We start from the raw sequence: 24,022 nt of genomic DNA, 5'->3' as shown, positions 1-24,022 counted from the left end.
CCACAGGACCGGGTGCCGACCCGGTCATCCACAGCTCGTCCCTGACCCGGCGCGGCCGTCGGCAGATCGGCGGATCGTGGTGCTCGTGGCCACGCCCGGTGGTCGGAACGGAGGAGAGTCGATGATCGATCGCAGGACGTCCGAACAGGGCATCACGACAGCGGAGTACGCCGTCGGCACAGCCGCAGGCGCCGGCCTGGGCGGTGTGCTCTACCAGCTGGTCACCGGTGGGTTCGGTGACCAGATGCTGCAGCAGATGTTCAATCACGCACTCGGGATGCTCGGCATCGGATGAGACACCAAGAGCGGGAGAGGGGAGCGGTGACGGCGGAGACGGCGCTCGCCCTCCCGCTCCTGGTCGCAGTCACCCTGGCGATGGTCTGGATGGTCGCCTTCGGGGTGCAGCAGATGAAGGCGACCGATGCGGCTCGCGAGGCGGCCCGGGCGATGGCGCGAGGGGAGTCCTCCGAGGACGCCACCGAGCTGGCCCGCCGGGTGGTGCCGCGCGCCGAGGTCTCGGTCAGCGAGTCGGCCGGGAGGATCACAGTCGTGGTCGTGGCCGAGGTGGCCTCGCCCGTCGGGCCGTTCTCGCTGGGTGGCTCCACCCGTGGTGAGGCGGTCGCCCTGGTCGAGGAGAGTGACACAGGACGCGTCGATGCGCCGGCGCCGTGAGCACCGCAGCGCGTCCGAGCACGGCGCCGCATCCGTGGTCGCGATCTCGCTGGTGTGCGTGATCCTGTTGCTGGGCATGGCATCGGTGTTCATCACGGCCACCGCATCGGCGCACCGCGCGGCGCAGTCCGGCGCCGACCTGGCCGCCCTGGCCGGTGCAGCCACGCTCCAGTCCGGCGGAGACCCCTGCGCCGCGGCGGCAGCGAATGCCGGTGCCAACGGAGTCGTCCTGGTCGGGTGCCTCGTCGAGGGCGAGGACGTGCTGGTCCGGGTGGAGGTCGCGGGTCCGGAGTTCCTGGGCCATTCCTTCACCACCCGGGGCAATGCGCGCGCCGGACCCGGGTGAGCCTTGCGAGAGCACCCCGGGGCACGGTGGAGCTCGGGGCGCCCGCGGTGCTTGGCGCGGCCTGCGCGTGGCCAGCGTGAGTCGGTGTGAACGAGCATCGGACCGCGGTTGTCGGACTCGGTGGTGTCGGGTTAGCCCGACACCAGGTGTGGTGCTGGCAGGATCGTGGCAGCGGCTCGGAGTTCCTAGCGTTGAGGACATGAGCCATTCACTTGCCGACCAACCCACCGAGATCCTGCAGGTCACCGACGACATGCCCACCCAGTTCGAGCAGAGCAGCCCCCTTGGGCGGGCTTCCGAGCCCCCATCTGTGCCCCCGCCTGCGCCGGCGGACCGGGCGAAATCGGCAGGGGTCCCGTGGCGGCGGCGAGTCCTGCCCGACACGGCCTACAACCTGACCGCGCTGGTGCTCGCTATCCCCGCGTTCGTGCTGATGATCGCCGGTCTCTCGATCGGGGGCGCGCTGGCAATCACCCTGTTCGGGTTTCCGGTCCTGGCTCTCACCACGTTCGTCGCCAGGGGTTTCGCACACGTGGAACGGGTACGCATCCGGCGATTGCTGTTCACCGACGCCCCGACGCCGCGCTACCACCGGGGGCCTTCGGATGCCGGTTGGTTGCGCCGGGCGATGGCCCCACTGACCGACCCGCAGTCCTGGCTCGACGTCGTCTGGTCGATCGTCAGCTTCGTCACCGCGATCGTCACCTTCGTCGTCACGGTGGTGTGGTGGTCCGTGGCCCTGGTTGGGCTGACCTACTGGTTCTGGCAGCAGTGGCTCCCCAATGACCCCGAGCAGAACGAGACGCTCGCCGAGTTGATCGGTCTCGGTGACGGACGAATCACCGAGAGCCTGCTGAACCTCGCGATCGGCGTCGTCGCGGCCCTCACCCTGCCGCTCGCGATGCGCCTCACCGCCCTGGTCCAGTCGAGCATCGGCCGGGTCATGCTCTCCAGCCGCGCCGAGCTGCAGCAGGAGATGGTTCACCTGAACGACACCCGCGATGCCGCCCGCGCCGCCGAGGCCGGATCGCTGCGCCGGTTGGAGCGCGACATCCACGACGGTCCGCAGCAGGGACTCGTCCGCCTGACCATGGACCTCGGGCGGGCCCGCAAGCAGATGGACACCGACCCCGAGCTCGCCCGCGCCACCATCGAGCAGGCGCTGAGAGGTGCCCGGGAGACGGTCGAAGAGCTGCGCCAGCTCTCCCGAGGCATCGCGCCGCCGATCCTGGTCGACCGCGGTCTGCTGCCTGCGCTCGACGAGCTCGCGTCCCGGTCCACCATTCCGGTCACCACCCATCTCGCTGTCGACGGGGAACTGCCCCCGCACGTCGAGACGGCCGCCTACTACGTTGCCTCCGAGGCGCTGACCAACGTCGCCAAGCACAGTGGCGCCGACCGGATCGAGCTCACCGCGCGCCGGGAGAACGGCGTACTGCTCATCGAGGTCGTCGACAACGGCACCGGCGGTGCGGCCGTCGCCAAGGGCCACGGACTGGCCGGCCTCGACCAGCGGGTCCGTGCGGCCGACGGCACGCTGTGGATCGATTCCCCGGTCGGCGGACCGACAACGGTGCGAGCGGAGATTGCATGCGGATAGTCATCGCGGACGACTCGCTGCTCCTGCGCGAGGGACTCCAGCTCCTGCTCACCGAGGCCGGCCACGACGTGGTCGCCTCGGTGGGCGACGGGCCGTCCCTGGTCAAGACGGCGCTGGAGCACCGCCCCGACATCAGCATCGTGGACGTTCGGATGCCGCCCTCACACACCGACGAGGGCCTACGTGCGGCGGTCGAAGTGCGCCGCTCCTGGCCTGCGGCGCCGGTGATGGTGCTCTCGCAATATGTGGAGGCGTCCTACGCCGACGAGCTGCTGGCCGGCGGACAGGGCGCGATCGGTTACCTGCTCAAGGACCGGGTCAGCGACATCGACGACTTCCTCGAGGCACTGGAACGGGTAGCCGACGGTGGCACCGCGATGGACCCGATGGTGATCAGCACGCTCATGCGGCGCCGTCGGGATCCGCTCGAGTCCCTCACCCCGCGAGAGCGCGAGGTCCTCGGCCTGATGGCGCAGGGCCTGTCGAATGGCTCGATCGCCGAGCAGCTCACCGTGACCCTGGGCGGCGTGGAGAAGCACACCCAACGGATCTTCGCCAAGCTCGGTCTGCTGCCCGACGACTCCGCCCACCGCCGGGTGCTTGCTGTCCTGCAGTTCCTGCGCTGAGGACCGTCCTGGTTGCTTGCCGGTGGTTTCACGCCGACCTGCGGCAGCAGATCGGGCTGGAATCGACGGGTCAGCGTTCGGCAAGCAGTACGTCGAGCAGGCGCACGGCACCTGCCTTGTCGAGTGGGTTGTTCTGGTTGCCGCACTTGGGGGACTGGATGCACGACGGGCAACCCTCGCGGCAGGCACAGTCGACAATCGCCTCGCGGGTGGCGGTGAGCCACTCGCGGGCCACCGCGAACCCACGCTCGGAGAAGCCGGCACCGCCCGGGTGGCCGTCATAGACGAAGACCGTCAGCTGGCCGGTGTCGGGATGCAGCGCCGTGGAGACGCCACCGATGTCCCACCTGTCGCAGGTGGCGAAGAGCGGCAGCAGCCCGATCGACGCATGCTCCGCGGCGTGCGCGGCGCCGGGAAGGTCGGCCTCTTCGAGCCCGGCATCGGAGAGCACGCCGGGTGGCACCGTCCACCAGACCGCCGAGGTGTGCAGGGTCCGGACCGGCAGGTCGAGGGGCTCCTCCGACATCACCTCACCGGAGGGGATCCGCCGCTTCAGGTAGGAGACGACCTGGTGCGAGACGTCGACCTCACCGAAGGAGAGGCGGCACCGACCCCAGGTCTCGTGCAGCCGTTCGGCGGCGACGCGGATGTCGGTGATCTCGCGCGCGGACGTGGACCAGGGCGGATCCGCGCGCTCGATCATCGAGACGTTCTCCTCGATGTCGAAGTCGGTCACCAGCCAGGTCTCGCCCAGGTGGACGTAGACGGCTCCGGTGTGCGCCGTGCCGTGCGCCGCGCCGGCATCGACAGTGCCCACGACCCGGCCGGTGCTGCCCTCCACGAGCTGCACCGGCGAGCCTCCGGTGGAGCGGATGTCAGCCAGGTCGCTGGCCCGTCGTCGGTCGGTCCAGAACCAGCGTTGCCCGCGACGGCGCAGCAGCCCGGCGTCGGTCAGGGCCTCGACCGCGGCGGGCGCGGTCGGACCGAAGAGGACCAGGTCGTCCGGGACGAGCGGGGACTCCTCGGCCGCCGCGCACAGGTGGGGGCCGAGGACGTAGTGGTTGGTGGGATCGAAGACGCAGGCTTCGACCGGTCGGTCGAGCAGCGCCGAAGGGTGGTTGACCAGATAGGTGTCGAGCGGATCGTCCCTGGCCACCATCACGCCGAGCGCGTCCTGGCCGTCGCGACCGGCACGGCCGACCTGCTGCCACAGGGCGGCGCGGGTGCCGGGGAATCCCGCGAGCAGGATGGCATCGAGTCCGCTGATGTCGATGCCCAGCTCGAGCGCGTTGGTCGCGGCCAGCCCGACCAGCTCTCCGGAGCGGAGCCGTTGCTCGATGGCGCGACGCTCCTCGGGCAGGTAGCCACCCCGATAGGGCGCCACCCGCCCGGCCAGCTCGGGTGCGACCTCGGTGAGCAGATCTCGCGACGTCGCCGCGACCGCCTCGGCCCCTCGCCGGGACCGGACGAAGGCCAGGGTGCGCACCCCGGCGACGACGAGGTCGGTCATCAGGTCGGCGACCTCCGACGTCGCGGCACGGCGTACGGGCGCGCCGTTCTCACCGAGGTGCGAGGTGAACGGCGGCTCCCACAGGACCAGTCCCACCTGGCCGCGAGGGGAGGTGTCGTGGGTGATCGCGGTGACGGCGGCGCCGACGAGGCGCTCGCCGAGGTCTGCAGGCTCGGCCACCGTGGCGGAGGCGAGCACGAAGGTGGGGTTCGCGCCATAGAGCGCACAGATCCGGCGCAGCCGGCGCAGCACGTGCGAGACGTGGGCCCCGAAGACGCCGCGATAGTGGTGGCACTCATCGATCACCACATAGCGCAACGACTTCCAGAACCGGGCCCACCGGGCATGGCCCGGAAGCATCGAGCGGTGCAGCATGTCGGGGTTGGTGAGCAGGTATTCGCCGTGGTCGCGTGACCAGTCGCGCAGCTCGCGTGAGCTGTCACCGTCATGGGTGCTGACCCGGATGTCGAGGCCGAGGTCGCGGATCGAGGCGAGCTGGTCCTGGGCCAGGGCCTTAGTCGGTGCGATGTAGAGGGCAGTGGCACCCCGCTCACCGCGAGGTCCGCGCTGGGTGAGGCTCGCGGTGAGGGCAGGCAGTTGGTAGGACAGCGACTTCCCAGACGCGGTGCCGGTGGCGATCACCGTGTGCTGACCGTCGTACGCCGACTGCGCGGCCTCGACCTGGTGCTGCCACGGACGTTCGATGCCTCGCTGCTCGAAGGCCTCGCGGACCGCCGGGGCCACCCACTCGGGCCAGGCGGTGTGGGTTGCGGCACGGGGTGGCAGCACCTCGAGATGGCGCAGCCGATCGGCGCGGGAGGGCGTCGCGAGTGAGGTGACGAGCTCCCGGATCGGAGTCGTCTGGGCAGGCATGCGGCCAAGGTAGTCGACGGCTCCGACAGCCCTGACATGACACGTTCTGCGTAAAATGTGGCGACCTGCATGCGTGCATGTGTCGCCGCATGGTTTGATAGTCGGAGCAATATCGGGGTGACTTGGGGTGCCTCGATTGACTGGGGGCTCTCGGTAGCCGGAGGAGACACGTGGACCTGACGCTTGTGACGCGCGATACCGATGGCGCCACCATCGTCGCGGTCGAGGGCGAGATCGACGTCTACACCGCGCCCAAACTGCGGGACAAGATCACCGAGCTCGTCGGTGACGGCGTCTACCACATCATCATCGACATGGCCGCGGTCGAGTTCCTCGACTCCACCGGCCTCGGCGTTCTGGTCGGCGGACTGAAGAAGGTGCGCGCCCACGACGGTTCGCTCCAGCTGGTCTGCAACCAGGAGCGCCTCCTCAAGATCTTCCGGATCACCGGACTGGCGAAGGTCTTCACGATCCACGAGACCGCAGAAGCCGCCACCACTTCCTGATCTCGTTTCGCCGACCCGGCAGCTGTTGACCGGATGCTTCGCCGACCCGGCACTTGTTGACCGCGCGTTTCGTCGACCCGGCACTTGTTGACGCCTTCGCAGCGTCAACAACTGCCGACTCGTCGTGATCCGGCGAGGTGGGGGCGTCAACAACTGCCGACTCGGCGTGATCCGGCGTGGTGCAGCGTCAACAACTGCCGGGTCGGCGTGGGGGATTGGTGTGGCGCGGATCACATTTATGAGCTCTGAGTGTGCGTACACTCCCGACCACGGATGTAACGCGCGTCACACTCGAAGGAGAGCCCATGCCCGGGATTCACCCCGCAGCTGTGGATGTCTCCGGAGGCAATCTCGTCCTGGTCATCGTCGTCGCCGTGATTGCGCTCGTTGCGCTCGGCCTCGCCGCGATGTTCCGGTCCGAGGTGCTGGCCGCCGGTGAAGGCACCGACAACATGAAGCGGATCGCCCTAGCAGTCCAGGAAGGCGCCAACGCCTACCTGACCCGACAGTTCCGCACCCTCGGCATCTTCGCCGCGGTTGCCTTCTTCCTGCTCCTGGCCCTGCCGGCCGATGACATGGCCGTGAGGATCGGCAGGTCGCTCTTCTTCCTGGTCGGGGCGGGCTTCTCGGCCGCGGTCGGCTACCTGGGCATGTCCCTGGCCGTCCAGTCCAACCTCCGCGTCGCCGCCGCAGCCAACGCCGAGGGCCGTGACCCGGCGATGAAGATCGGCTTCCGTACCGGCGCGATGGTCGGCATGCTGACCGTCGGCCTGGGCCTGCTCGGCGCCAGCGTCGTCGTGCTCCTCTATCGCGACGAGGCACCGCACGTGCTCGAGGGCTTCGGCTTCGGCGCCGCGCTGCTGGCGATGTTCATGCGCGTCGGTGGCGGCATCTTCACCAAGGCCGCCGACGTCGGCGCCGACCTGGTCGGAAAGGTGGAGAACAACATCCCCGAGGACGACCCGCGCAACGCCGCGACCATCGCGGACAACGTGGGCGACAACGTGGGTGACTGCGCCGGAATGGCCGCCGACCTCTTCGAGTCGTACGCCGTGACCCTGGTCGCCGCGCTGATCCTCGGCGCCGCGGCATTCGGCGACAAGGGCCTGGTCTTCCCGCTGTTGATCCCGGCCGTCGGGGCACTCACCGCCGTCGCCGGGATCTATCTGTGCAAGCCGCGCCCGGGCGAGAACGGACTCACCACGATCAACCGGGCCTTCTACATCTCCGCCGCGATCGCCGCGGTGGGATGCACGATCCTGTCCTTCGCCTATCTGCCGACCTCGTTCGGCGAGCTCGGCGTCAGCGACGAGGTCGCAGCCCTCGACACTCTGGCCGGCGCCACCTCCGCGCCCGACGGAAACCCCGCCCTGATCGCCGCAGCCGCGGTGCTGATCGGGATCGTCCTGGCCGCCGTGATCCTCGCCCTCACCGGCTACTTCACCGGCACCGAGCACAAGCCGGTCAAGGACGTCGGGACCACCTCCCTCACCGGTGCGGCAACGGTGATCCTCTCCGGGCTCTCGGTCGGGTTCGAGTCCGCGGTCTACACCACGCTGGTGATCGGCGCGGCCGTCTTCGGGGCGTTCCTGCTCGGCTCCGGCTCGCTCTCGATCGCGCTGTTCGCGGTCGCCCTGGCCGGATGCGGCCTGCTCACCACCGTCGGCGTGATCGTCGCGATGGACACCTTCGGCCCGGTCTCCGACAACGCCCAGGGCATCGCCGAGATGTCGGGCGACGTCAGCGAGGAAGGCGCGCAGATCCTCACCGAGCTCGACGCGGTCGGCAACACGACCAAGGCGATCACCAAGGGCATCGCCATCGCCACGGCGGTGCTCGCGGCGAGCGCCCTGTTCGGCTCCTACATCGGGTCGGCGATCGACGCGGTCAAGGACTCCAAGCTCAGCCAGGAGGAGTCGACGGACCTGTTCACCTCGTTCTTCGTCTTCAGCCCCGACGTCCTGGTCGGGCTGCTGATCGGCGTCGCGGTGGTCTTCCTCTTCTCCGGCCTCGCGATCAACGCCGTCGGCCGGGCTGCCGGGGCGGTGGTCTACGAGGTACGTCGTCAGTTCCGCGAGATCCCCGGAATCATGGAGGGAACGGGTCGACCCGAATATGGCAAGGTCGTCGACATCGTCACCAAGGACTCCCTGCGCGAGCTGGCCACACCCGGCATTCTGGCGATCTTGGCGCCGATCGCGGTCGGGTTCGGACTCGGCGTCGGACCCCTGGCCGGCTTCCTCGCCGGCGCGATCGGCTCCGGCACCCTGATGGCGGTCTTCCTCGCCAACGCCGGTGGTGCCTGGGACAACGCCAAGAAGCTGGTCGAGGACGGCAACCACGGTGGCAAGGGATCGCCGGCCCACGAGGCCACGATCATCGGTGACACCGTCGGCGACCCGTTCAAGGACACCGCGGGTCCCGCGATCAACCCGCTGATCAAGGTGATGAACCTGGTCTCGTTGCTGATCGTCGGGGCGATCATCTCGCTCAACATGGGTGAGAACGCGAACCGGCCGATCTCGATCGCGATCGCCCTGGTGGCCACGGCGATCATCGTGGTCGCGGTCTGGATCTCGAAGCGGCGCCCGGTCGCGATCGAGGCCTGAGACCAGTCGGGACGGCAGTGGATCGCTCGCCCGAGGCGAGCATTCCACTGCCGTCCGGCTGCGGCCGCAACGTAACCCGGATCACATCACCTCGTTGCATGAGCAAACCTTCGAACTCGGGAGTGCTCGTGGACCGACCTGTCCTGCCGACCACTGACCGTCGTACCGTCCTGAAGGGTTCCGCCGTCGCCGGAGCCTTGGGCGGAGCAGCCGTGCTCGGCATGAACGCACCAGCGTTCGCCAGGGCTCCCGGGAGGCGAGTCACCGTCCTCGGGGGCGGGATGGCCGGGCTCACCGCAGCCCACGAGCTCGCCGAGCGAGGCTTCCAGGTGACGGTCTTCGAACCGACCGCCTGGGGTGGCAAGGCGCGCAGCATCCCGGTCGCGGGCACGAAGGTCGGCCCTCGCCGCAACCTCCCCGGCGAGCACGGCTTCCGGTTCTTCCCGGGCTTCTACCACCACACCCCCGACACGATGCGGCGGATCCCGTTCGGGGACAACCCCAACGGAGTCGGTGACAACCTTGCCGCTGCTTCGGGTGCGAAGTTCCTCCGCGGCGGCGACCGTGCCGACGCCTTCGTGTTCGGCATCGGGCCGGACCCGCAGGCGCTGCTCACCGTCGACGGGCTGCGTCGCTATCTCACCGAGACCCTGAAGGGGCAGAACGTCCCGCCCGACGAGCTGTCCTATTTCGTCAGCCGGCTGATGGTCTATGTGACCAGCTCGAACGAGCGCCGGATGGGGCAGTGGGAGAAGACGTCCTGGTGGGACTTCGTCGGTGCCGAGACCCGTTCGGCCGACTATCAGCACGTCCTGGCGGCGGGGCTGACCCGCAACCTCGTCGCGGCCAAGGAGACGGTTGCCAGCACCCGCACCATCGGCAACATGGGCGAGGCGTTCATCTACAACATCTTCGGACAGGGGAACGACGGTGCCCTCGACCGGGTGCTGAACCTGCCCACCAACGAAGCCTGGATCAATCCCTGGATCGACCACCTGCGCACCCTCGGGGTGACGTTCGTGGCCAACCACGGCCTGGCCGGCTACGAGATGCGCAACGGTCAGATCGACGCGGTCCGTATCGTCGACGCCCGGGGCAACGTGACCCGCCACGAGTCGGACTGGTTCGTCAGCGCCATGCCGGTGGAGAAGGCGCGCACCTTCTGGACCGCAGGCATGCGTCGCCAGGATCCGCAGCTGGCCCGGATGGACGCCCTGAAGACCGACTGGATGGTCGGCATCCAGTTCTTCCTCAAGGAGAAGATCAACGTCACCAAGGGGCACATCACCTTCATCGACTCGCCCTGGTCGTTGACGGCGCTGACCCAGGCCCAGTTCTGGCCGTCGCGCGAGTTCACCCGCGACTACGGTGACGGGTCGGTCGCCGACTGTCTCAGCATCGACATCTCCAACTGGGACAAGCCCGGGATGCTCTACGACAAGCCGGCCAAGCAGTGCACTCCGGACGAGATCGCGGCCGAGGTGCTGGCTCAGATCCGTTATCACCACACCGTCGGTGATGTGCTCCCCGACAGCATCATCCACTCGTGGTTCCTCGACCCGGGAGTGCAGTGGAATGCCCGGACCAAGAAGAACACCAACGAGACGCCACTGCTGATCAACACTGCCGGCTCGTGGGACAATCGGCCCCTTGCGACCACAAGGATCCCCAACCTGTTCCTCGGTGGTGACTTCGTGCAGACCAACATCGATTTGGCCACGATGGAGGGCGCGAACGAGTCCGGGCGGATGGCTGCCAACGCGATCCTGGATCGGGTGGGTTCCAAGGCCGAACCGGCAGAGATCTTCGAGATGTACGAGAACCCTGCTTTCGCGCTCCTCAAGCAGACCGACGCCGCGCTCTACAGGCTCGGCCTCCCGAACGCCCTGGACCTCCCGGTCAAGGGCCGATACTGACGGCGGGCGCACCTGGTCGCACCTCATCGGGGACGTAGGCTCTGCGGGTGACCTCAAGTGACCTCGCTGCCCGTCTCCGCGACGCCCTGACCAGCGCCGACTTCACCTATGACGGCGTGGCCGAGTTGCTCGGGCCGACCGCCCACCAGGCGCTCTCACGCAACGAGACCGTTCCTGGCCTCCAGCGCACCACCGGCGGCAGCCCCCTCGAGACGCTGACCCGGCTCTTCCTGCTGCAGGCACCGGTCTCGCTGGAGAGTGCCGAGAGGGCGCTCCCCGGCTTGGTCGACCAGCTCGCCAACGAGGGCATCGTCGAGCAGAGCCTCAGCGAGGTCGCGGCTCGCCTCGACGTCCGGCCCTATGCGGACGAGGACAAGGACCTGTGGGTGATCAGCGACCTCACTCCCGGCCTCGACGGCGTGCCGAACAAGGTCGGCGCCGATCACGTCCTCGGCATCAGCAGCGCCTCCACATCCCTTGCCCAGTTGACGATTCGCGAGGAAGTCACCCGCTCCCTCGACCTGGGCACCGGCTGCGGCGTACAGGCGCTGCACCTCGCCGAGCACAGCGCGCAGGTCGTCGCCACCGACGTGAACCAGCGCGCCTTGCGGATCACCAAGCTCAACGCCGCCCTCAACGGGTTCAGCAACATCGACGTCCGCGACGGCTCGTTCTTCGAGCCGGTCCGGGGTGAGCAGTTCGACCTGATCGCCACCAACCCGCCGTTCGTCATCTCGCCGGCGACCGGGGAGCGCTTGGTCTACCGCGACTCCGGGCTGCCCGGCGACCGCGTGGTGGAGGACATCGTCCGCGCCGCCCCCGCCCACCTCACCCCCGGCGGCTGGTGCCAGATCCTGGCCAACTGGGTGATCGCCGAAGGGCGCAGCTGGGACGACCGGCTCTCCGAATGGGTCCAGGACGCCGACGCCTGGGTCGTCCAGCGCGAGGTCCTCGACCCCGCGTCGTACGTCGAGCTCTGGCTCAAGGACGCCGGGCTGCAGGCCACGCCCGACTACGTACGCCGTTATGACACCTGGTTGCGCTGGTTCGAGGAGCAGGGGATCGAGGCCGTCGGCTTCGGCTGGATCAACCTGCGCCGCACCGACGCGACCCCGACGCTGCGCTTCGAGGAGTGGCCGTGGGAGGTCGAGCAACCGATCGCCTCGACAGTCCACGACTGGGGTGTGGCCGTCGACCGGCTGGCCGGCCTCGATGATGCCGCGTTGCTGGGGACCCGGCTGCGCGCACGCGACGACATCCAGCAGGAGACCTTCGGGGCGCCGGGTGCGGCGGATCCGCACACCGTCGTGCTGCGCCAGCAGCGTGGCCTGCGCCGCGCCCGCACGGCCGACACGATGGAGGCGGCGCTGCTGGGCGCCTGCGACGGGGAGCTGACCGTCGGCCAGATCATCGCGGCGCTGGCCCAGTTGCTGGACGTCGAGGAGTCGACCGCGCTCGCGAGCTATCTTCCGGTCGTCACCGAACTACTCGCCGAGGGTTTCTTCTCGGGCGCCGAAGGGTAAAGGAGCAGACGTGTCTTCCACAGGTTGGTATCCAGATCCGTCGGGTGAGCCGAACCGTTTCCGCTACTGGGACGGCAGCGCCTGGAGCAACGAGACGACCGGCGACCCGACCAGCCCCGCCCCGGGCTCGGGCCCGAACCCGTATGAGTCCGGCGGCTATGGCCAGACGCAGGGTGGCTACCCCCAGTCCGGCCAACCCCAGTCCGGCCAGCCCCAGACCGGTCAGGGACAGGGCTATGGCCAGGCTCCCTATGGTGCGACCTCCTACGGCCAGGGACAGGGCCAGGGTTATGGAGAAGGCGGCCAAGGGGCCTACGGACAGACGGCGTACGGCGCCGGCAGCGGCCAGTTCGGTGGCCCCCAGGGTCCCGGCAACCAAGGAACGGGCAACCAAGGCCCCGACAACCAGGCATATGGCCGGCCGAAGTGGCTGATCCCGCTGATCGCGGCGCTCGCGGTGCTGCTGGTCGCCGGCGGCATCCTGACCGCGGTGCTGGTCACCGGTGGCGATGACGAAGACAAGAAGAACGTCAGCGACGACAAGTCCACCGCCGCCACGCCGAGTCCGTCGGACTCCCAGGGCAGCGGCGGCCCCTCGGGCACGCCCAGCACGAAGCCGCCGGGTGCCGACTTCGTCAACTGCGAGAGCGGCAAGCCGATGGAGCGCGAGTCGACGGCCAAGCCGAAGCAGCTCGTCGGTGGCGGACTGAGCGCCACCATCCCGCCCGGCTACACCCGCGAACCGCGCTATGGCGAGGCGTTCGCTTGGGCCTTTGACACCGACGTGGCCTATCGCAGCATCGAGGAGTTCTGGATCTCGACCCTGATCGTCGGTCGGATCGAGCGCGCCAGCGGCTTCACCACGCCCCAGCAGGCGGCCCACGCGATCCAGGAGTGCATGACGCGCCAGGACACGCTCTACAGCGGGTTCAGCGGCACCACCGACGTCCACGACAAGGCCGTCACGGTCGACGGCAAGGACGGGTGGAGCTATCGCACCGAGATCCGGGTCAACGACGAGCGGGTCAAGGCAGAGGGCGATCTCTCGGAGGTCACCGTGGTGGACCTGGGCGACGGCGAGAACTTCGCCATGTTCATCGGCGTCACCCCGATCGGCGACGCCCAGCTGGAGAAGGCGATGGACACGATGATCGCGGGGATGAAGGTCTCCTAGAGGCTCCGCCCAGTGGTCCGAACAGCCGTCCGGAGTGGGGACTGGCCGAACACGCGCTACCGTAAAGCCGCCGAGGGGCTCGGCCACGTCCGTGCATGAGCTCCCGCAGCAGAAGAGGAGCGTCGAGTTCAAGTGGCACACAAGCTGGTCATCGTCGAGTCCCCGGCAAAGGCCCGGACCATTGGGGGATACCTCGGGGACGGCTATGTCGTCGAGTCATCGATCGGCCACATCCGCGACCTCCCGAACAACGCCGCCGACACCCCGGCGAAGATCAAGGACAAGTCCTGGGGCCGCTTGGCCGTCGACGTCGAGAACGGCTTCGAGCCCTACTACGTCGTCCCCCGCGACAAGAAGAGCCACATCACCAAGCTCAAGGGCCTGCTCAAGGGCGCCGACGAGCTCTTCCTCGCCACCGATGAGGACCGCGAGGGTGAGGCGATCGCCTGGCACCTTCTCGACGAGCTGAAGCCGAAGAACATCCCCGTCAAGCGGATGGTCTTCCACGAGATCACCAAGCCGGCCATCCTCGAGGCCGTCGAGAACCCGCGCGAGATCGCGATGGATCTCGTCGAGGCCCAGGAGACCCGGCGCATACTCGACCGCCTCTACGGCTACGAGGTCTCCCCGGTGCTGTGGCGCAAGGTGATGAGCGGCCTGTCCGCCGGCCGCGTGCAGTCCGTGGCGACCCGCCTGGTCGTCGACCGCGAGCGCGAGCGGATGGCCTTCCGTACGGCGTCCTACTGGGACCTGGACGGCTCGTTCGACGCCGGCACCGGCCACGACCCGAGGATCTTCCCCGGAAAGCTGCACACCGTCGACGGGTCCCGCGTGGCGCGTGGATCGGACTTCAACGACGACGGCCAGCTCAAGGCATCCGCCGAGGGCAAGGTCGTCCACCTCGACCGCAACCGCGCCGAGGCCCTGGCTGCCGCGCTGCAGGACACGACGTACGACGTCCGCTCGGTCGAGTCGAAGCCCTACAAGCGCTCGCCCTACGCGCCGTTCCGCACGACCACGTTGCAGCAGGAAGCAAGCCGCAAGCTCGGGATGAGCGCCTCGGTCACGATGTCGGTGGCGCAGCGTCTCTATGAGAACGGCTTCATCACCTACATGCGGACAGACTCCACGACGCTCTCGGGCGCCGCGATCGGTGCCGCTCGCGACCAGGTCCGTGAGCTCTACGGTTCCGAATACCTCCCGGACACGCCCCGCTCCTACACCTCCAAGGTGAAGAACGCCCAGGAGGCGCACGAGGCGATCCGTCCGGCCGGCGAGCAGTTCCGTACGCCGGCCCAGACCGGCCTCAAGGGCGAGCAGTTCCGGCTCTACGAGCTGATCTGGATGCGCACGGTCGCCTCGCAGATGAAGGATGCCGTCGGTCAATCGGTCTCGATCCGCTATGGCGGCGCGGCAACCTCGGGCGAGGACGTCGTGTTCTCCTCGAGCGGTCGCGTGATCACCTTCCACGGCTTCCTCAAGGCATATGTCGAGGGCACCGACGACAAGGCCGCTGCCCGCGACGACCAGGAGACCCGCCTGCCCAAGCTGGAGGAGGGCAACCGGGTCACCTCGGCCTCGCTCCAGGCGCAGGGCCACGAGACGAAGCCGCCGTCGCGCTTCACCGAGGCCACGCTGATCAAGGAGCTCGAGGACCGCGAGATCGGCCGACCCTCGACGTACGCCTCGATCATCGGCACGATCCTCAACCGCGGCTACGTCTACAAGAAGGGCACCGCGCTGGTGCCGGCATGGCTGGCGTTCTCGGTGACCCGGCTGCTGGTCGAGCACTTCCCGCGCCAGATCTCCTACGAGTTCACCGCCGAGATGGAGGACGTCCTCGACGAGATCGCGGCCGGTCGCAAGGACCGCCAGACCGAGCTCGGGGAGTTCTACTACGGCACCGGGGACGTCGAGGGGCTCAAGACGCTGGTCACCGAGCTCGGCGACATCGACGCCAAGGAGCTGGCCACCTTCCCGATCGGTGGCAAGGAGTCCGGGATCCAGCTGCGGGTCGGTCGCTACGGCCCCTACATCGAGCAGGTGCCCGGCCCGGACGATGACGGCACCGAGGCGCCCAAGCGGGCCAACGTGCCCGACGACCTGCCTCCCGACGAGCTCACCCTGGAGAAGGCCCGCGAGCTGATGGCCAACCCGGCCGGCGAGGAGACCGTCCTCGGCGAGCACCCGGAGTCCGGCCTGACCGTGGTGGCGAAGAACGGCCGCTACGGCCCCTACGTCACCGAGGTGCTGCCCGAGGACGCGCCGAAGAAGGAGAAGCCCCGCACCGGCTCGCTCTTCAAGTCGATGTCCCTGGACACGGTCACCCTCGACGACGCGGTCAAGCTGCTGTCGCTGCCCCGCGTGGTCGGCACCGATGCCGATGGCGTCGAGATCACCGCACAGAACGGTCGCTACGGGCCCTACCTCAAGAAGGGCACGGACTCGCGGACGATCGCGTCCGAGGAGCAGCTGCTGTCGATCACGCTCGACGAGGCGCTGGCGATCTACGCCCAGCCCAAGCAGCGTGGCCGTGGTGCCGCGACCCCTCCGCTCAAGGAGCTCGGCCCGGACCCGGTCTCGGGCCAGCCGGTCGTGGTGAAGTCCGGTCGTTTCGGTGACTACGTGACCGACGGCGAGTACAACGCCACGCTCCGCAAGGACGACACGGTCGAGGAGATCACCATCGAGCGCGCCGCCGAGCTGCTGGCCGAGCGTCGGGCCAAGGGCCCGGCGAAGAAGGCTGCCAAGAAGGGCGCGAAGAAGGCTCCCGCCAAGAAGGCTGCGAAGAAGACCACGGCGAAGAAGACTGCGGCCAAGAAGTCGGCGACGAAGAAGAGCGCAGCCAAGAAGTCTTGACCGAGTGCGACCGGCCGCGGGGGAGCGGGCGGTGACGTGGGGGCGTGCACCCGCTACCGTCCTGATCTCGGGGGTGGTGCCGAGCGTTGTCGGTCTCGCCGCCTACCGTGCCATGGACGATCGGAAGGGACCCTGTTGAGCGAGGACCTGCGCAACCTGTTCGAGCACGGTGGCCGCTATGCGACCACCGGGGTCTTCGTCTGCTTCGAGGGCGGTGAAGGTGCCGGCAAGTCGACCCAGTCGCGGCTGTTGGCTGACTGGCTGGAGGGCGAGGGCTACTCGGTGACCCGCACCTTCGAGCCCGGCGACACGGCCGTCGGCAAGCGCCTGCGCGAGATCGTGCTGGACCCCGCCACGGGCGACCTGTCCAACCGCACCGAGGTGTTGCTCTATGCCGCCGACAAGGCCGAGCACGTCGACACCGTGGTGGAGCCGGCCCTGGAGCGGGGCGCGGTGGTGATCACCGACCGCTACGTCGACTCCACGCTGGCCTATCAGGGCGCCGGCCGGCAGGTGGACGGCCGCGAGCTCGAGGCGATCGCCAGGTGGGCCACCCGTGACCTGCGCCCGCACCTCACTGTCCTGCTGGACCTGGCCCCGGCCGAGGGCCTGGGCCGCTTCGAGGAGCGCGACCGGATCGAGGGCCAGCCGGTCGACTTCCACATCCGGGTCCGCGACTCCTTCCTGACGATGGCCTCAGCGGCGCCCGAGCACTACCTGGTCCTCGACGCGCGCAAGCCGATCGAGGAGATCGCCGAGGCGATCCGCTCGCGGGTCTCGCCGATGCTGGCGCAGGCCCGGAAGGCCTCCGAGGAGCAGGCATGACCGTCTGGGACGCCCTGGTCGGGCAGCGCCCGGTGATCACCGCGCTCAGCGACGCCGCCTCCGGGCGCGGGATGAGCCAGGCGTTCCTCTTCACCGGGCCTCCCGGGTCGGGCCGGTCGAATGCTGCCGTCGCATTCGCGGCCGCGCTCCAGTGCGAGCAGGCCGGTTGTGGGACGTGCCAGTCCTGCCACACGGTGCTCGCCGGATCGCACGCCGACGTGTCGTTGATCCGCACCGAGAAGCTCTCGATCGGGGTCGATGAGGTCCGAGACCTGGTACGCCGCTCCGCGCTCGCCCCGGTGGGCAGGCGCTGGCAGGTGCTGATCGTGGAGGACGCCGACAGGCTCACCGAGCAGGCCTGCAATGCGCTGCTCAAGGCGATCGAGGAGCCGACCGACCGCACCGTGTGGGTGCTCTGTGCGCCCACCGTCGAGGACGTGCTGCCGACGATCCGTTCGCGGTGCCGCCTGGTCACCCTGTCCACACCATCCTCCGCCGACGTGGCCGACTTCCTGGTCCGGGTGGAAGCCGTAGCGCCCGAGCTGGCCGCGCACGCCGCCCGCGCCAGCCAGGGCCACATCGGGCGGGCCAAGGCACTGGCCAAGGACGAGGCCACCCGGATCCGCCGGCAGGAGATCGTCTCCCTGCCGATCCGGCTCACCTCGCTCGGATCGTGCATGACGGCCGCGACCAACCTCTTCGATGTCGCCAAGGAGGAGGCCGAGGCGATCACCTCGGCCCTCGACGCCCGCGAGAAGGCCGACCTGGACTCGGCCTTCGGTGTGGTCGAGCGGGGTCGGCGTCCGAGGGAATATGCGCCCGCACTCTCGGCCCTGGAGAAGGGTCAGAAGACCCGGGCCAAGCGCCGCATCCTCGACGTCGTGGACCGTGGGCTGATGGACCTGGTCTCGGTCTATCGCGATGCGATCGTGCTGGCCACGGTTCCTGCCGGCTCCGGCACCGAGCTGGTCAACGCGGAGATGCGCCAGGACCTCGAGCGTCTGGTCCGGGTGACGACACCGGAGTCCAACCTGGCGCGGATCACCGCGGTCTTCACCGCACGCGAGCAGATGCTGGAGTTCAACGTGCCGGCGCAGTTGGCACTGGAGTCCATGATGGTGGGACTGCGACTGCCCGAGGGGCAGCGTCCCTGAGGCCTTCGGAAGGCGACTTGATGAAGCGTGTCGTGGCCATCGTGGCGATCCTTGCCCTGGTCCTGCTCGGCCTTGGCGGCGCCGTCCTGGCGATCACCTCCGGTGGGTCGACCGACTCACGAGGACAGGTGGGCGATGCGGCCGGGTCCGGTGCGGACACCGAGCAGGGGGACCAGACGGCCCCCGACCCGGCGTTGCAGGAGTTCTACGACCAGCGGATCGACTGGGAGTCGTGCAAGTCCAAGTTCCAGTGCGGCACGCTTGCGGTGCCGCTGGACTACGCCGACCCGACCGGCAAGACGATCGAGCTCAACCTGCTGATGCGGCCCGCCGATGACCAGGGGTCCAAGGTCGGACCGCTGGTGGTCAACCCCGGCGGCCCCGGGCAGGGCGGCACGAGCTTGGCCGAGCAGGCCGATCTTTCGTTCGGCGAGCCGCTGCTCGAGAGCTTCGACGTCGTCGGGTTCGACCCGCGGGGCACCGGCGAGTCCGCCCCGGTCGACTGCCTCAGCGACACCGAGCTCGACACCTTCGTCGCCGCCGACCCCACACCGGACACCGCTGACGAGCGGAAGTCACTGGCCTCTGACGTCTCCGCCTTCGGCGCCGGTTGCGCGACGAAGAGTCCCGAGGTCTCCGCCCACATCTCCACGGTCGAGGTGGCCCGCGACATGGATGTGCTGCGCGGCGCGATGCGCCGGGACAAGCTGGACTACTTCGGCTATTCCTACGGCACCAAGCTGGGCGCGACCTATGCCGACTTGTTCCCCGAGACGTCCGGACGCCTTGTCCTCGACGGTGCGGTCGACCTCTCCCTGGACTATGCCGAGTCCAACCTCGAGCAGGCCGGTGGCTTCGAGACCGCGCTGACGGCGTACGTCGAGGATTGCGTCGAGAAGGGCGACTGTTATCTCGGCAAGACCGCCGCCGAGGGCCAGAAGACCATCCAGTCCTTCCTGACCGGGCTGGACCGGAAGCCGATCACGGTGGGTGCGCGCCAGCTCACCGAGGGCACCGCGTTCTATGGGATCGCGCTCCCGCTCTACAGCAAGGACTACTGGATCCTCCTCGATGACGCCCTCGAGAAGGCGCTCGCGGGCGACGGCACGAAGCTGCTGCAGCTCGCCGACTACTACTCCTCGCGCGGAGCGAACGGCTATGAGGACAACAGCATGGAGGCGATCTGGGCGATCAACTGCCTCGACGACCCGTCGTCCACGCCGCTCAGCAAGATCCCGGGGCGGATCAAGACCTATCAGCAGGTCTCGCCCACGTTCGGCGAGTTCTTCGCTTGGGGCGAGCACTCGTGCGCGGGGCTCAAGGTGGATCCGCCCGAGCAGCGAGCGCCGATCACCGGCGCCGGCGCGGATCCGCTGCTGGTGGTCGGCACCTCACGCGATCCCGCGACCCCCTATGCCGGTGCGGAGTCGATGGCCGAACAGCTCGAGTCGGCGATCCTGGTGCGCCGAGACGGCGACGGGCACACGGCGTACAACTCCGGCGATGACTGCATCGACGAGACGATCGAGTCCTATCTGGTCGACGGCGAGGTGCCGGACGAGGACTTCGTCGACTGCGGCGCATAGTCCGGCACGCCGGCGATCGGGTCTGCGATGGCCTGGATCCGACGGGTCGCCAGCTCGATCATCAGTCGGGCAGCCGGTGAGAGCCGTGCGTTGGCGCGGTGCACGATCGCGATCGTGTCGACCTGCTTGGGACGCAACCCGACGTAGCCCGCGTTCGGCGCCAGGCGGGGGAGCAGCTGCTCGGCAGCACCCTTGGGGATGACGGTGTCGACCAGGCCCATGCCGACCAGCTCGACAGCGGTCTCGACGTCCTCGACCTCGATCCGGGTCTGGGGGTTGTGGCCGGTCTCGTGGAGCAGCTTGCGCAGGACGATCCGGGTGGAGTCCTCGGCGCGAAAGGTGGAGTCGGGCATGACCAGGTTGGCGGTCGCGAGCTTGGCCGCGGTGATCGGTTGCCGGATGCGGTCGAGGTCGGCGCTGATGTAGACCAGCTCGTCGTGGGCGACCGGCACCACGGTCATCCCCTCGCTGATCACGCCGGGTACGGCGATCATCGCCGCCTCCAACCGACCGCGGCGCAGGTCGTCGAATACGTCGGAGGAGTTCTGGCCGACCAGCTCGACCCGTACGCCGGGGTGGCGCTCGAGAACGTCGGCGATGAGCGCGGCGCCGGCATAGAGGCGGGCGGTGCCGAACATGCCGAAGCGGATGGTGCCGGTCTCGATCGCGCTGACCGACATCACTGCGCGGCGCGCCTCGGCGGCTGCTTCGAGGGTCCGCTCGGCGTGCGGGCGGAGCTCATGGGCGGCCTCGGTCGGCGTCACGCCCCGACCGATCCTGGCGAAGAGCTCGATGCCGAGGGACTTCTCCAACGACCGGATCTGCTCGGAGATGGACGGCTGGGCGTAGCCCAGCTCCTCGGCGGCGGCGGTCAGCGAGCCGAGCTCGAAGACGGCCAGGAAGCAGCGGAGCTGGTGCAGGGAAAGCATAGGAACTCCCTATGGTTTGTATCGGAAAGACAGGCTACTCCTATTGGTTGGAATGACGGACAATTGGTGCAGAAGCGCCACACGTCTGTTCGACCGAGGAGGTCACCATGTTCGTCAACCACTGCACGCACTGCGACAAGAAGATGCTGATCTTCCCGAGCCAGGTCACCGGCATGGCCAAGGTCGACGGCGTCGTCGCGATGACCTACACCTGCTGGTGCGGCGCGGAGCAGCTGTGGCACGAGGGCATGAAGAACGCCCAGGCCCCGACCGTCACCGCCACCGCGTCCGCGTCCGCGTCTGCCTGACCCCGCATCTCGCCGACCCGGCACTTGCTGACACTCGATCCCGCCGACCCGGCAGTTGTTGACACCATCTCGCGTCAACAACTGCCGGGTCGACGTGATTTCGACGCTGTGCAGCCGGGACCGTATACTTCCCCGGGTTGTCCGGCGGGCCGGACAGCACGCCGCCTTAGCTCAGTCGGTAGAGCGAATCACTCGTAATGATTAGGTCATCGGTTCGATTCCGATAGGCGGCTCCACGCGAAACAGTCCCTCACCCGAAGACGGGTGGGGGCTGTTCTCATTTCGCCTGCTGCGGTCCGTCCGCGTCCGATGTCCCTGACCGTTCAGCCTCGTCGCCGCGGGCGAGAGCCTCGGTCAGCCGGGCGACCTGCTCGTTCAGGGCTCTGATCTCACCGCGCAGCTCGCCGGCCTCGCCGGCCTCGTCGGCGACCCTGTCGACCAGCCACGAGGCGAGAGTGGCCGTCACCATTCCGAGCAGCGCGATCCCGGAGATCATCAACCCGGCGGCAACGAAGCGGCCTGTCGTGGTGATCGGAAAGGTGTCGCCGTAGCCGACTGTGGTCATGGTGGTGATCGCCCACCAGATCGCGTCGCCAAAACTTTGGATCGGGGAGTCGGGCGCATGGCGTTCGGCGTCGAGCACGGCCAGTGCGCCGAGGAACGCGAGGAGTGACGATCCGCCGAACACGTAGACGGCGACCTTGCCCCGCAGCGTGGTCGAGGCCTGACGGTTCAGGACATTGATGAGGGTGACCAGGCGCAGCAGACGCAACGGCCGCAGGAGTGGGAGCGCGATGACGGCCAGGGCGATCAGGTTCGAGCGCACGAACCGGAGCTTGTTGTCCACCAGCCAGAGGCGGACGAGATAGTCGAGGGCGAACAGGAGCCAGGTCACCCAGACCGTGGTACGACACGCTTGGCCGACCCATGAGGGCAGGTCGGTGTCGAGAATGGGCCAGGCGTAGGCGGCGAGAAAGGCCACGGCGAGAAGGAGCAGGGGAATCTCGGCCTTGCGGTCCCACGTTTCGACTGTCACAGATTTCTGACGCTCGTCCCTGAGTGTGCTTCTTTGACGAACCTCCCGACGGTGGCCCGGGAACGGAACGTGTTGGGTGGCCCAGCGTAAGACATCAGAAGTCTGGCGCGGCAATGTGAACTGGGTTACGTTGCGTCACGTCTACGGCGTTCGGTGAATGAGGAGTCCTGCATGTTCGACCTGGTGATTCGTGGCGGCCTCTATCTGGACGGAACCGGGGCCCCGGGCCGCCGGGCCGATGTCGGCATCCGCGACGGTGTGGTCGTGTCGGTGAGCGAGACCCCGCTGCCCGTCGAGGACGGCGTACGCGTGGTGGAGGCCGAGGGGCGCTGGGTGATGCCGGGCTTCGTCGACGTGCACACCCACTACGACGCCGAAGTCCTGGTGGCACCGTCCCTGAGCGAGTCGGTGCGTCACGGGGTGACCACGGTGCTGGTGGGCAACTGCTCGATCTCCGCCGTCTACAGCGACCCGATCGACGTCGCCGACCTGTTCAGCCGGGTCGAAGCGCTGCCCCGCGACGCCGTGGTGGCAGCCATGCAGGAGAAGAAGACCTGGCAGAAGCCGCAGGAATGGGTCGAGGCCCTGAACCGCCTCGCACTGGGCCCGAACGTGGCCTCCTTCCTGGGCCACTCCGACGTCCGTGCATCGGTGATGGGACTGGGCCGCTCGACCGACCCGGCCCACCGGGCGAGTCGCCGCGAGCAGCGCGAGATCGCCCGGCGGATCGAAGAGGCGATGGACGCCGGGTTCCTCGGTGTCTCCACGATGACGAACCCGTGGGACAAGATGGACGGCGACCGCTACCGGTCCCGGACCCTGCCCTCGACGCACGCCACCTGGAAGGAACGTCGCGCGATCAGCCGGATCCTGCGCCGACGCGACGGCGTCATGCAGGGTGTGCCGAACCTCAACACCAAGGTCGACGTCGCCTTCTTCGCGGCAACCTCGGTGGGCCTGTTCCGCAAGCCGCTGCGGGTGTCCCTGCTCGCCGCCGCCGACACCCGGGCCGAGCCTTGGGTCAACCGGATCTTCGCCCCGATCGCCTACCTGGCCAACCGTCTGGGCCGGGGCAAGTTCGTCTGGCAGCACCTGCCCACCACCTTCCAGGTGTGGGCGGACGGCATCGACCTCGTGGTCTTCGAGGAGTTCGGGTCCGGCCGCGAAGCCCTGCACCTCAACGAGGAGATGGGCCGCAACACCCTGCTGCAGGACGAGGCCTACCGGCGCTGGTTCCGCGCCGACTTCGAGAAGCGCTTCTCGCCGCGGGTCTGGCACCGCGACTTCGACGACGCCCGGATCACCGAGTGCCCGGACGCTTCCCTGGTGGGCAAGTCCGTCGGCGACGTCGCCCGGAGCCGCGGCATCCACCCGGTCGACTGCTTCCTCGACATGGTCGTCGAGCACGGCCGGGCGTTCCGCTGGACGACGGTGATCGCCAACGACCGCGCCAAGGTGGCCAACCGCCTGGTCAACACGCCCGGTGTCACCATCGGCTTCTCCGACGCTGGGGCGCACCTGCGCAACATGGCGTTCTACAACTACGCGGTCTGCCTCCTCGACCGGGTGCACACCGCCGAGCAGAAGGGCGAGCCCTTCATCAGCCTGGAGCAGGCAGTGCACAAGCTGACCGGTGAGCTCGCGGAGTTCTATCGTCTCGACGCGGGGCGGATCCGGGAGGGCGACCGAGCGGACCTCGTGGTCATCGACCCGGCCGGCCTCAACGGTTCAGTGGACGACTACCACGAGGCGAAGTTGGAGGAGCTCGGCGGAATCAGCCGGATGGTGAACCGCAACGACGACGCAGTGACCGCCACCATCATCTCCGGTCGCGTGGTCTTCGAGGACGGTGAGATGGCATCCGGCCTCGGCACCACATTCGGCACCGGCTCCTTCCTGCCGGCCGCGCGGAAGGTGGCCCCGCGGCTGTCCGCCCAGGCTCGCGTCAAGGTGTAGTTGTCGTGTGGAAC

The 24,022-nt window shown here is 68.6% G+C and carries 19 protein-coding genes and 1 tRNA gene; 17 read left to right on the top strand and 3 right to left on the bottom strand.

What is annotated here, in order from left to right:
• The first annotated feature begins 121 nt into the window (after positions 1-121).
• The 5 genes from BJ980_RS09575 to BJ980_RS09555 all read left to right on the top strand — a co-directional run bounded on the left by BJ980_RS09575 (position 122) and on the right by BJ980_RS09555 (position 3,244).
• Complete coding sequence (locus BJ980_RS09575) at positions 122-295, top strand: DUF4244 domain-containing protein (protein ID WP_179502078.1); 174 nt, start codon at positions 122-124, stop codon at positions 293-295.
• Between the two features lie 26 nt (positions 296-321).
• On the top strand, positions 322-672 hold the full coding sequence (locus BJ980_RS09570) for a TadE family type IV pilus minor pilin (protein WP_179502077.1): 351 nt from the start codon (positions 322-324) through the stop codon (positions 670-672).
• On the top strand, positions 656-1,018 hold the full coding sequence (locus BJ980_RS09565; RefSeq protein WP_179502076.1) for an Rv3654c family TadE-like protein: 363 nt from the start codon (positions 656-658) through the stop codon (positions 1,016-1,018). Before BJ980_RS09570 ends, BJ980_RS09565 begins: the two co-directional genes overlap by 17 nt.
• 199 nt (positions 1,019-1,217) lie before the next feature.
• Positions 1,218-2,618 carry a sensor histidine kinase gene (locus tag BJ980_RS09560; protein ID WP_218855460.1) on the top strand — a complete coding sequence of 467 codons (1,401 nt, stop codon included), beginning with the start codon at positions 1,218-1,220 and terminating at the stop codon, positions 2,616-2,618.
• Positions 2,609-3,244, top strand: a complete 636-nt coding sequence (locus BJ980_RS09555; protein ID WP_179502075.1) for a response regulator — start codon at positions 2,609-2,611, stop codon at positions 3,242-3,244. The genes BJ980_RS09560 and BJ980_RS09555 overlap by 10 nt, the downstream gene beginning before the upstream one ends.
• 70 nt (positions 3,245-3,314) lie before the next feature.
• Here BJ980_RS09555 and BJ980_RS09550 read toward each other — a convergent pair whose 3' ends face one another.
• Entirely contained in the window at positions 3,315-5,627 is a 2,313-nt protein-coding gene (locus tag BJ980_RS09550; RefSeq protein ID WP_179502074.1) for a DEAD/DEAH box helicase, read from the bottom strand.
• Positions 5,628-5,797: 170 nt separating this feature from the next.
• Here BJ980_RS09550 and BJ980_RS09545 point away from each other — a divergent pair, with 170 nt between their 5' ends.
• From BJ980_RS09545 to BJ980_RS09505, 9 genes are all read left to right on the top strand, one after another.
• Positions 5,798-6,133 carry an anti-sigma factor antagonist gene (locus tag BJ980_RS09545; RefSeq protein ID WP_179502073.1) on the top strand — a complete coding sequence of 112 codons (336 nt, stop codon included), beginning with the start codon at positions 5,798-5,800 and terminating at the stop codon, positions 6,131-6,133.
• 305 nt (positions 6,134-6,438) lie between these two features.
• Positions 6,439-8,742 (top strand): sodium-translocating pyrophosphatase, encoded by a 2,304-nt coding sequence (locus tag BJ980_RS09540; RefSeq protein ID WP_179502072.1) that lies wholly within the window; start codon positions 6,439-6,441, stop codon positions 8,740-8,742.
• Between the two features lie 98 nt (positions 8,743-8,840).
• Entirely contained in the window at positions 8,841-10,658 is a 1,818-nt protein-coding gene (locus BJ980_RS09535; protein WP_179502071.1) for a hydroxysqualene dehydroxylase, read from the top strand.
• A 47-nt stretch (positions 10,659-10,705) separates the two neighbouring features.
• The gene (locus BJ980_RS09530) at positions 10,706-12,181 is read left to right on the top strand and encodes a DUF7059 domain-containing protein (RefSeq protein WP_343047762.1); all 1,476 of its coding nucleotides are present in this window, start codon (positions 10,706-10,708) and stop codon (positions 12,179-12,181) included.
• Between the two features lie 10 nt (positions 12,182-12,191).
• Positions 12,192-13,355, top strand: coding sequence for a DUF2510 domain-containing protein (locus BJ980_RS18695; RefSeq protein ID WP_218855459.1), 1,164 nt, complete (start codon positions 12,192-12,194; stop codon positions 13,353-13,355).
• 132 nt (positions 13,356-13,487) lie between these two features.
• Entirely contained in the window at positions 13,488-16,214 is a 2,727-nt protein-coding gene (gene topA / locus BJ980_RS09520; protein WP_179502070.1) for a type I DNA topoisomerase, read from the top strand.
• 135 nt (positions 16,215-16,349) lie between these two features.
• Positions 16,350-17,039 (top strand): dTMP kinase, encoded by a 690-nt coding sequence (gene tmk / locus BJ980_RS09515; RefSeq protein ID WP_246279950.1) that lies wholly within the window; start codon positions 16,350-16,352, stop codon positions 17,037-17,039.
• Positions 17,036-18,193 carry a DNA polymerase III subunit delta' gene (locus BJ980_RS09510; protein WP_179502069.1) on the top strand — a complete coding sequence of 386 codons (1,158 nt, stop codon included), beginning with the start codon at positions 17,036-17,038 and terminating at the stop codon, positions 18,191-18,193. Before tmk ends, BJ980_RS09510 begins: the two co-directional genes overlap by 4 nt.
• Positions 18,194-18,213: 20 nt before the next feature.
• The gene (locus tag BJ980_RS09505) at positions 18,214-19,779 is read left to right on the top strand and encodes an alpha/beta hydrolase (RefSeq protein ID WP_179502068.1); all 1,566 of its coding nucleotides are present in this window, start codon (positions 18,214-18,216) and stop codon (positions 19,777-19,779) included.
• Here BJ980_RS09505 and BJ980_RS09500 read toward each other — a convergent pair.
• Entirely contained in the window at positions 19,725-20,708 is a 984-nt protein-coding gene (locus BJ980_RS09500) for a LysR family transcriptional regulator (protein ID WP_179502067.1), read from the bottom strand. The two genes, BJ980_RS09505 and BJ980_RS09500, sit on opposite strands and share 55 nt — an antisense overlap.
• 107 nt (positions 20,709-20,815) lie before the next feature.
• On the opposite strand from BJ980_RS09500, the gene BJ980_RS09495 reads away from it, so the two are divergent.
• Together BJ980_RS09495 and BJ980_RS09490 are read left to right on the top strand one after the other, a co-directional pair.
• Complete coding sequence (locus BJ980_RS09495) at positions 20,816-21,016, top strand: hypothetical protein (protein WP_179502066.1); 201 nt, start codon at positions 20,816-20,818, stop codon at positions 21,014-21,016.
• A 160-nt stretch (positions 21,017-21,176) separates the two neighbouring features.
• A tRNA-Thr gene (locus BJ980_RS09490) sits at positions 21,177-21,252 on the top strand.
• 41 nt (positions 21,253-21,293) lie between these two features.
• Here BJ980_RS09490 and BJ980_RS09485 read toward each other — a convergent pair.
• Complete coding sequence (locus tag BJ980_RS09485; RefSeq protein WP_179502065.1) at positions 21,294-22,052, bottom strand: ion channel; 759 nt, start codon at positions 22,050-22,052, stop codon at positions 21,294-21,296.
• Positions 22,053-22,223: 171 nt separating this feature from the next.
• On the opposite strand from BJ980_RS09485, the gene BJ980_RS09480 reads away from it, so the two are divergent.
• Complete coding sequence (locus BJ980_RS09480) at positions 22,224-24,008, top strand: N-acyl-D-amino-acid deacylase family protein (protein ID WP_179502064.1); 1,785 nt, start codon at positions 22,224-22,226, stop codon at positions 24,006-24,008.
• Positions 24,009-24,022 lie beyond the last annotated feature (14 nt).

Source organism: Nocardioides daedukensis (genome assembly GCF_013408415.1).
GTDB classification, from domain to species: domain Bacteria; phylum Actinomycetota; class Actinomycetes; order Propionibacteriales; family Nocardioidaceae; genus Nocardioides; species Nocardioides daedukensis.
The sequence above is the reverse complement of the archived record's forward strand: the minus strand, read 5'-3'. Positions and strand labels throughout refer to the sequence as shown.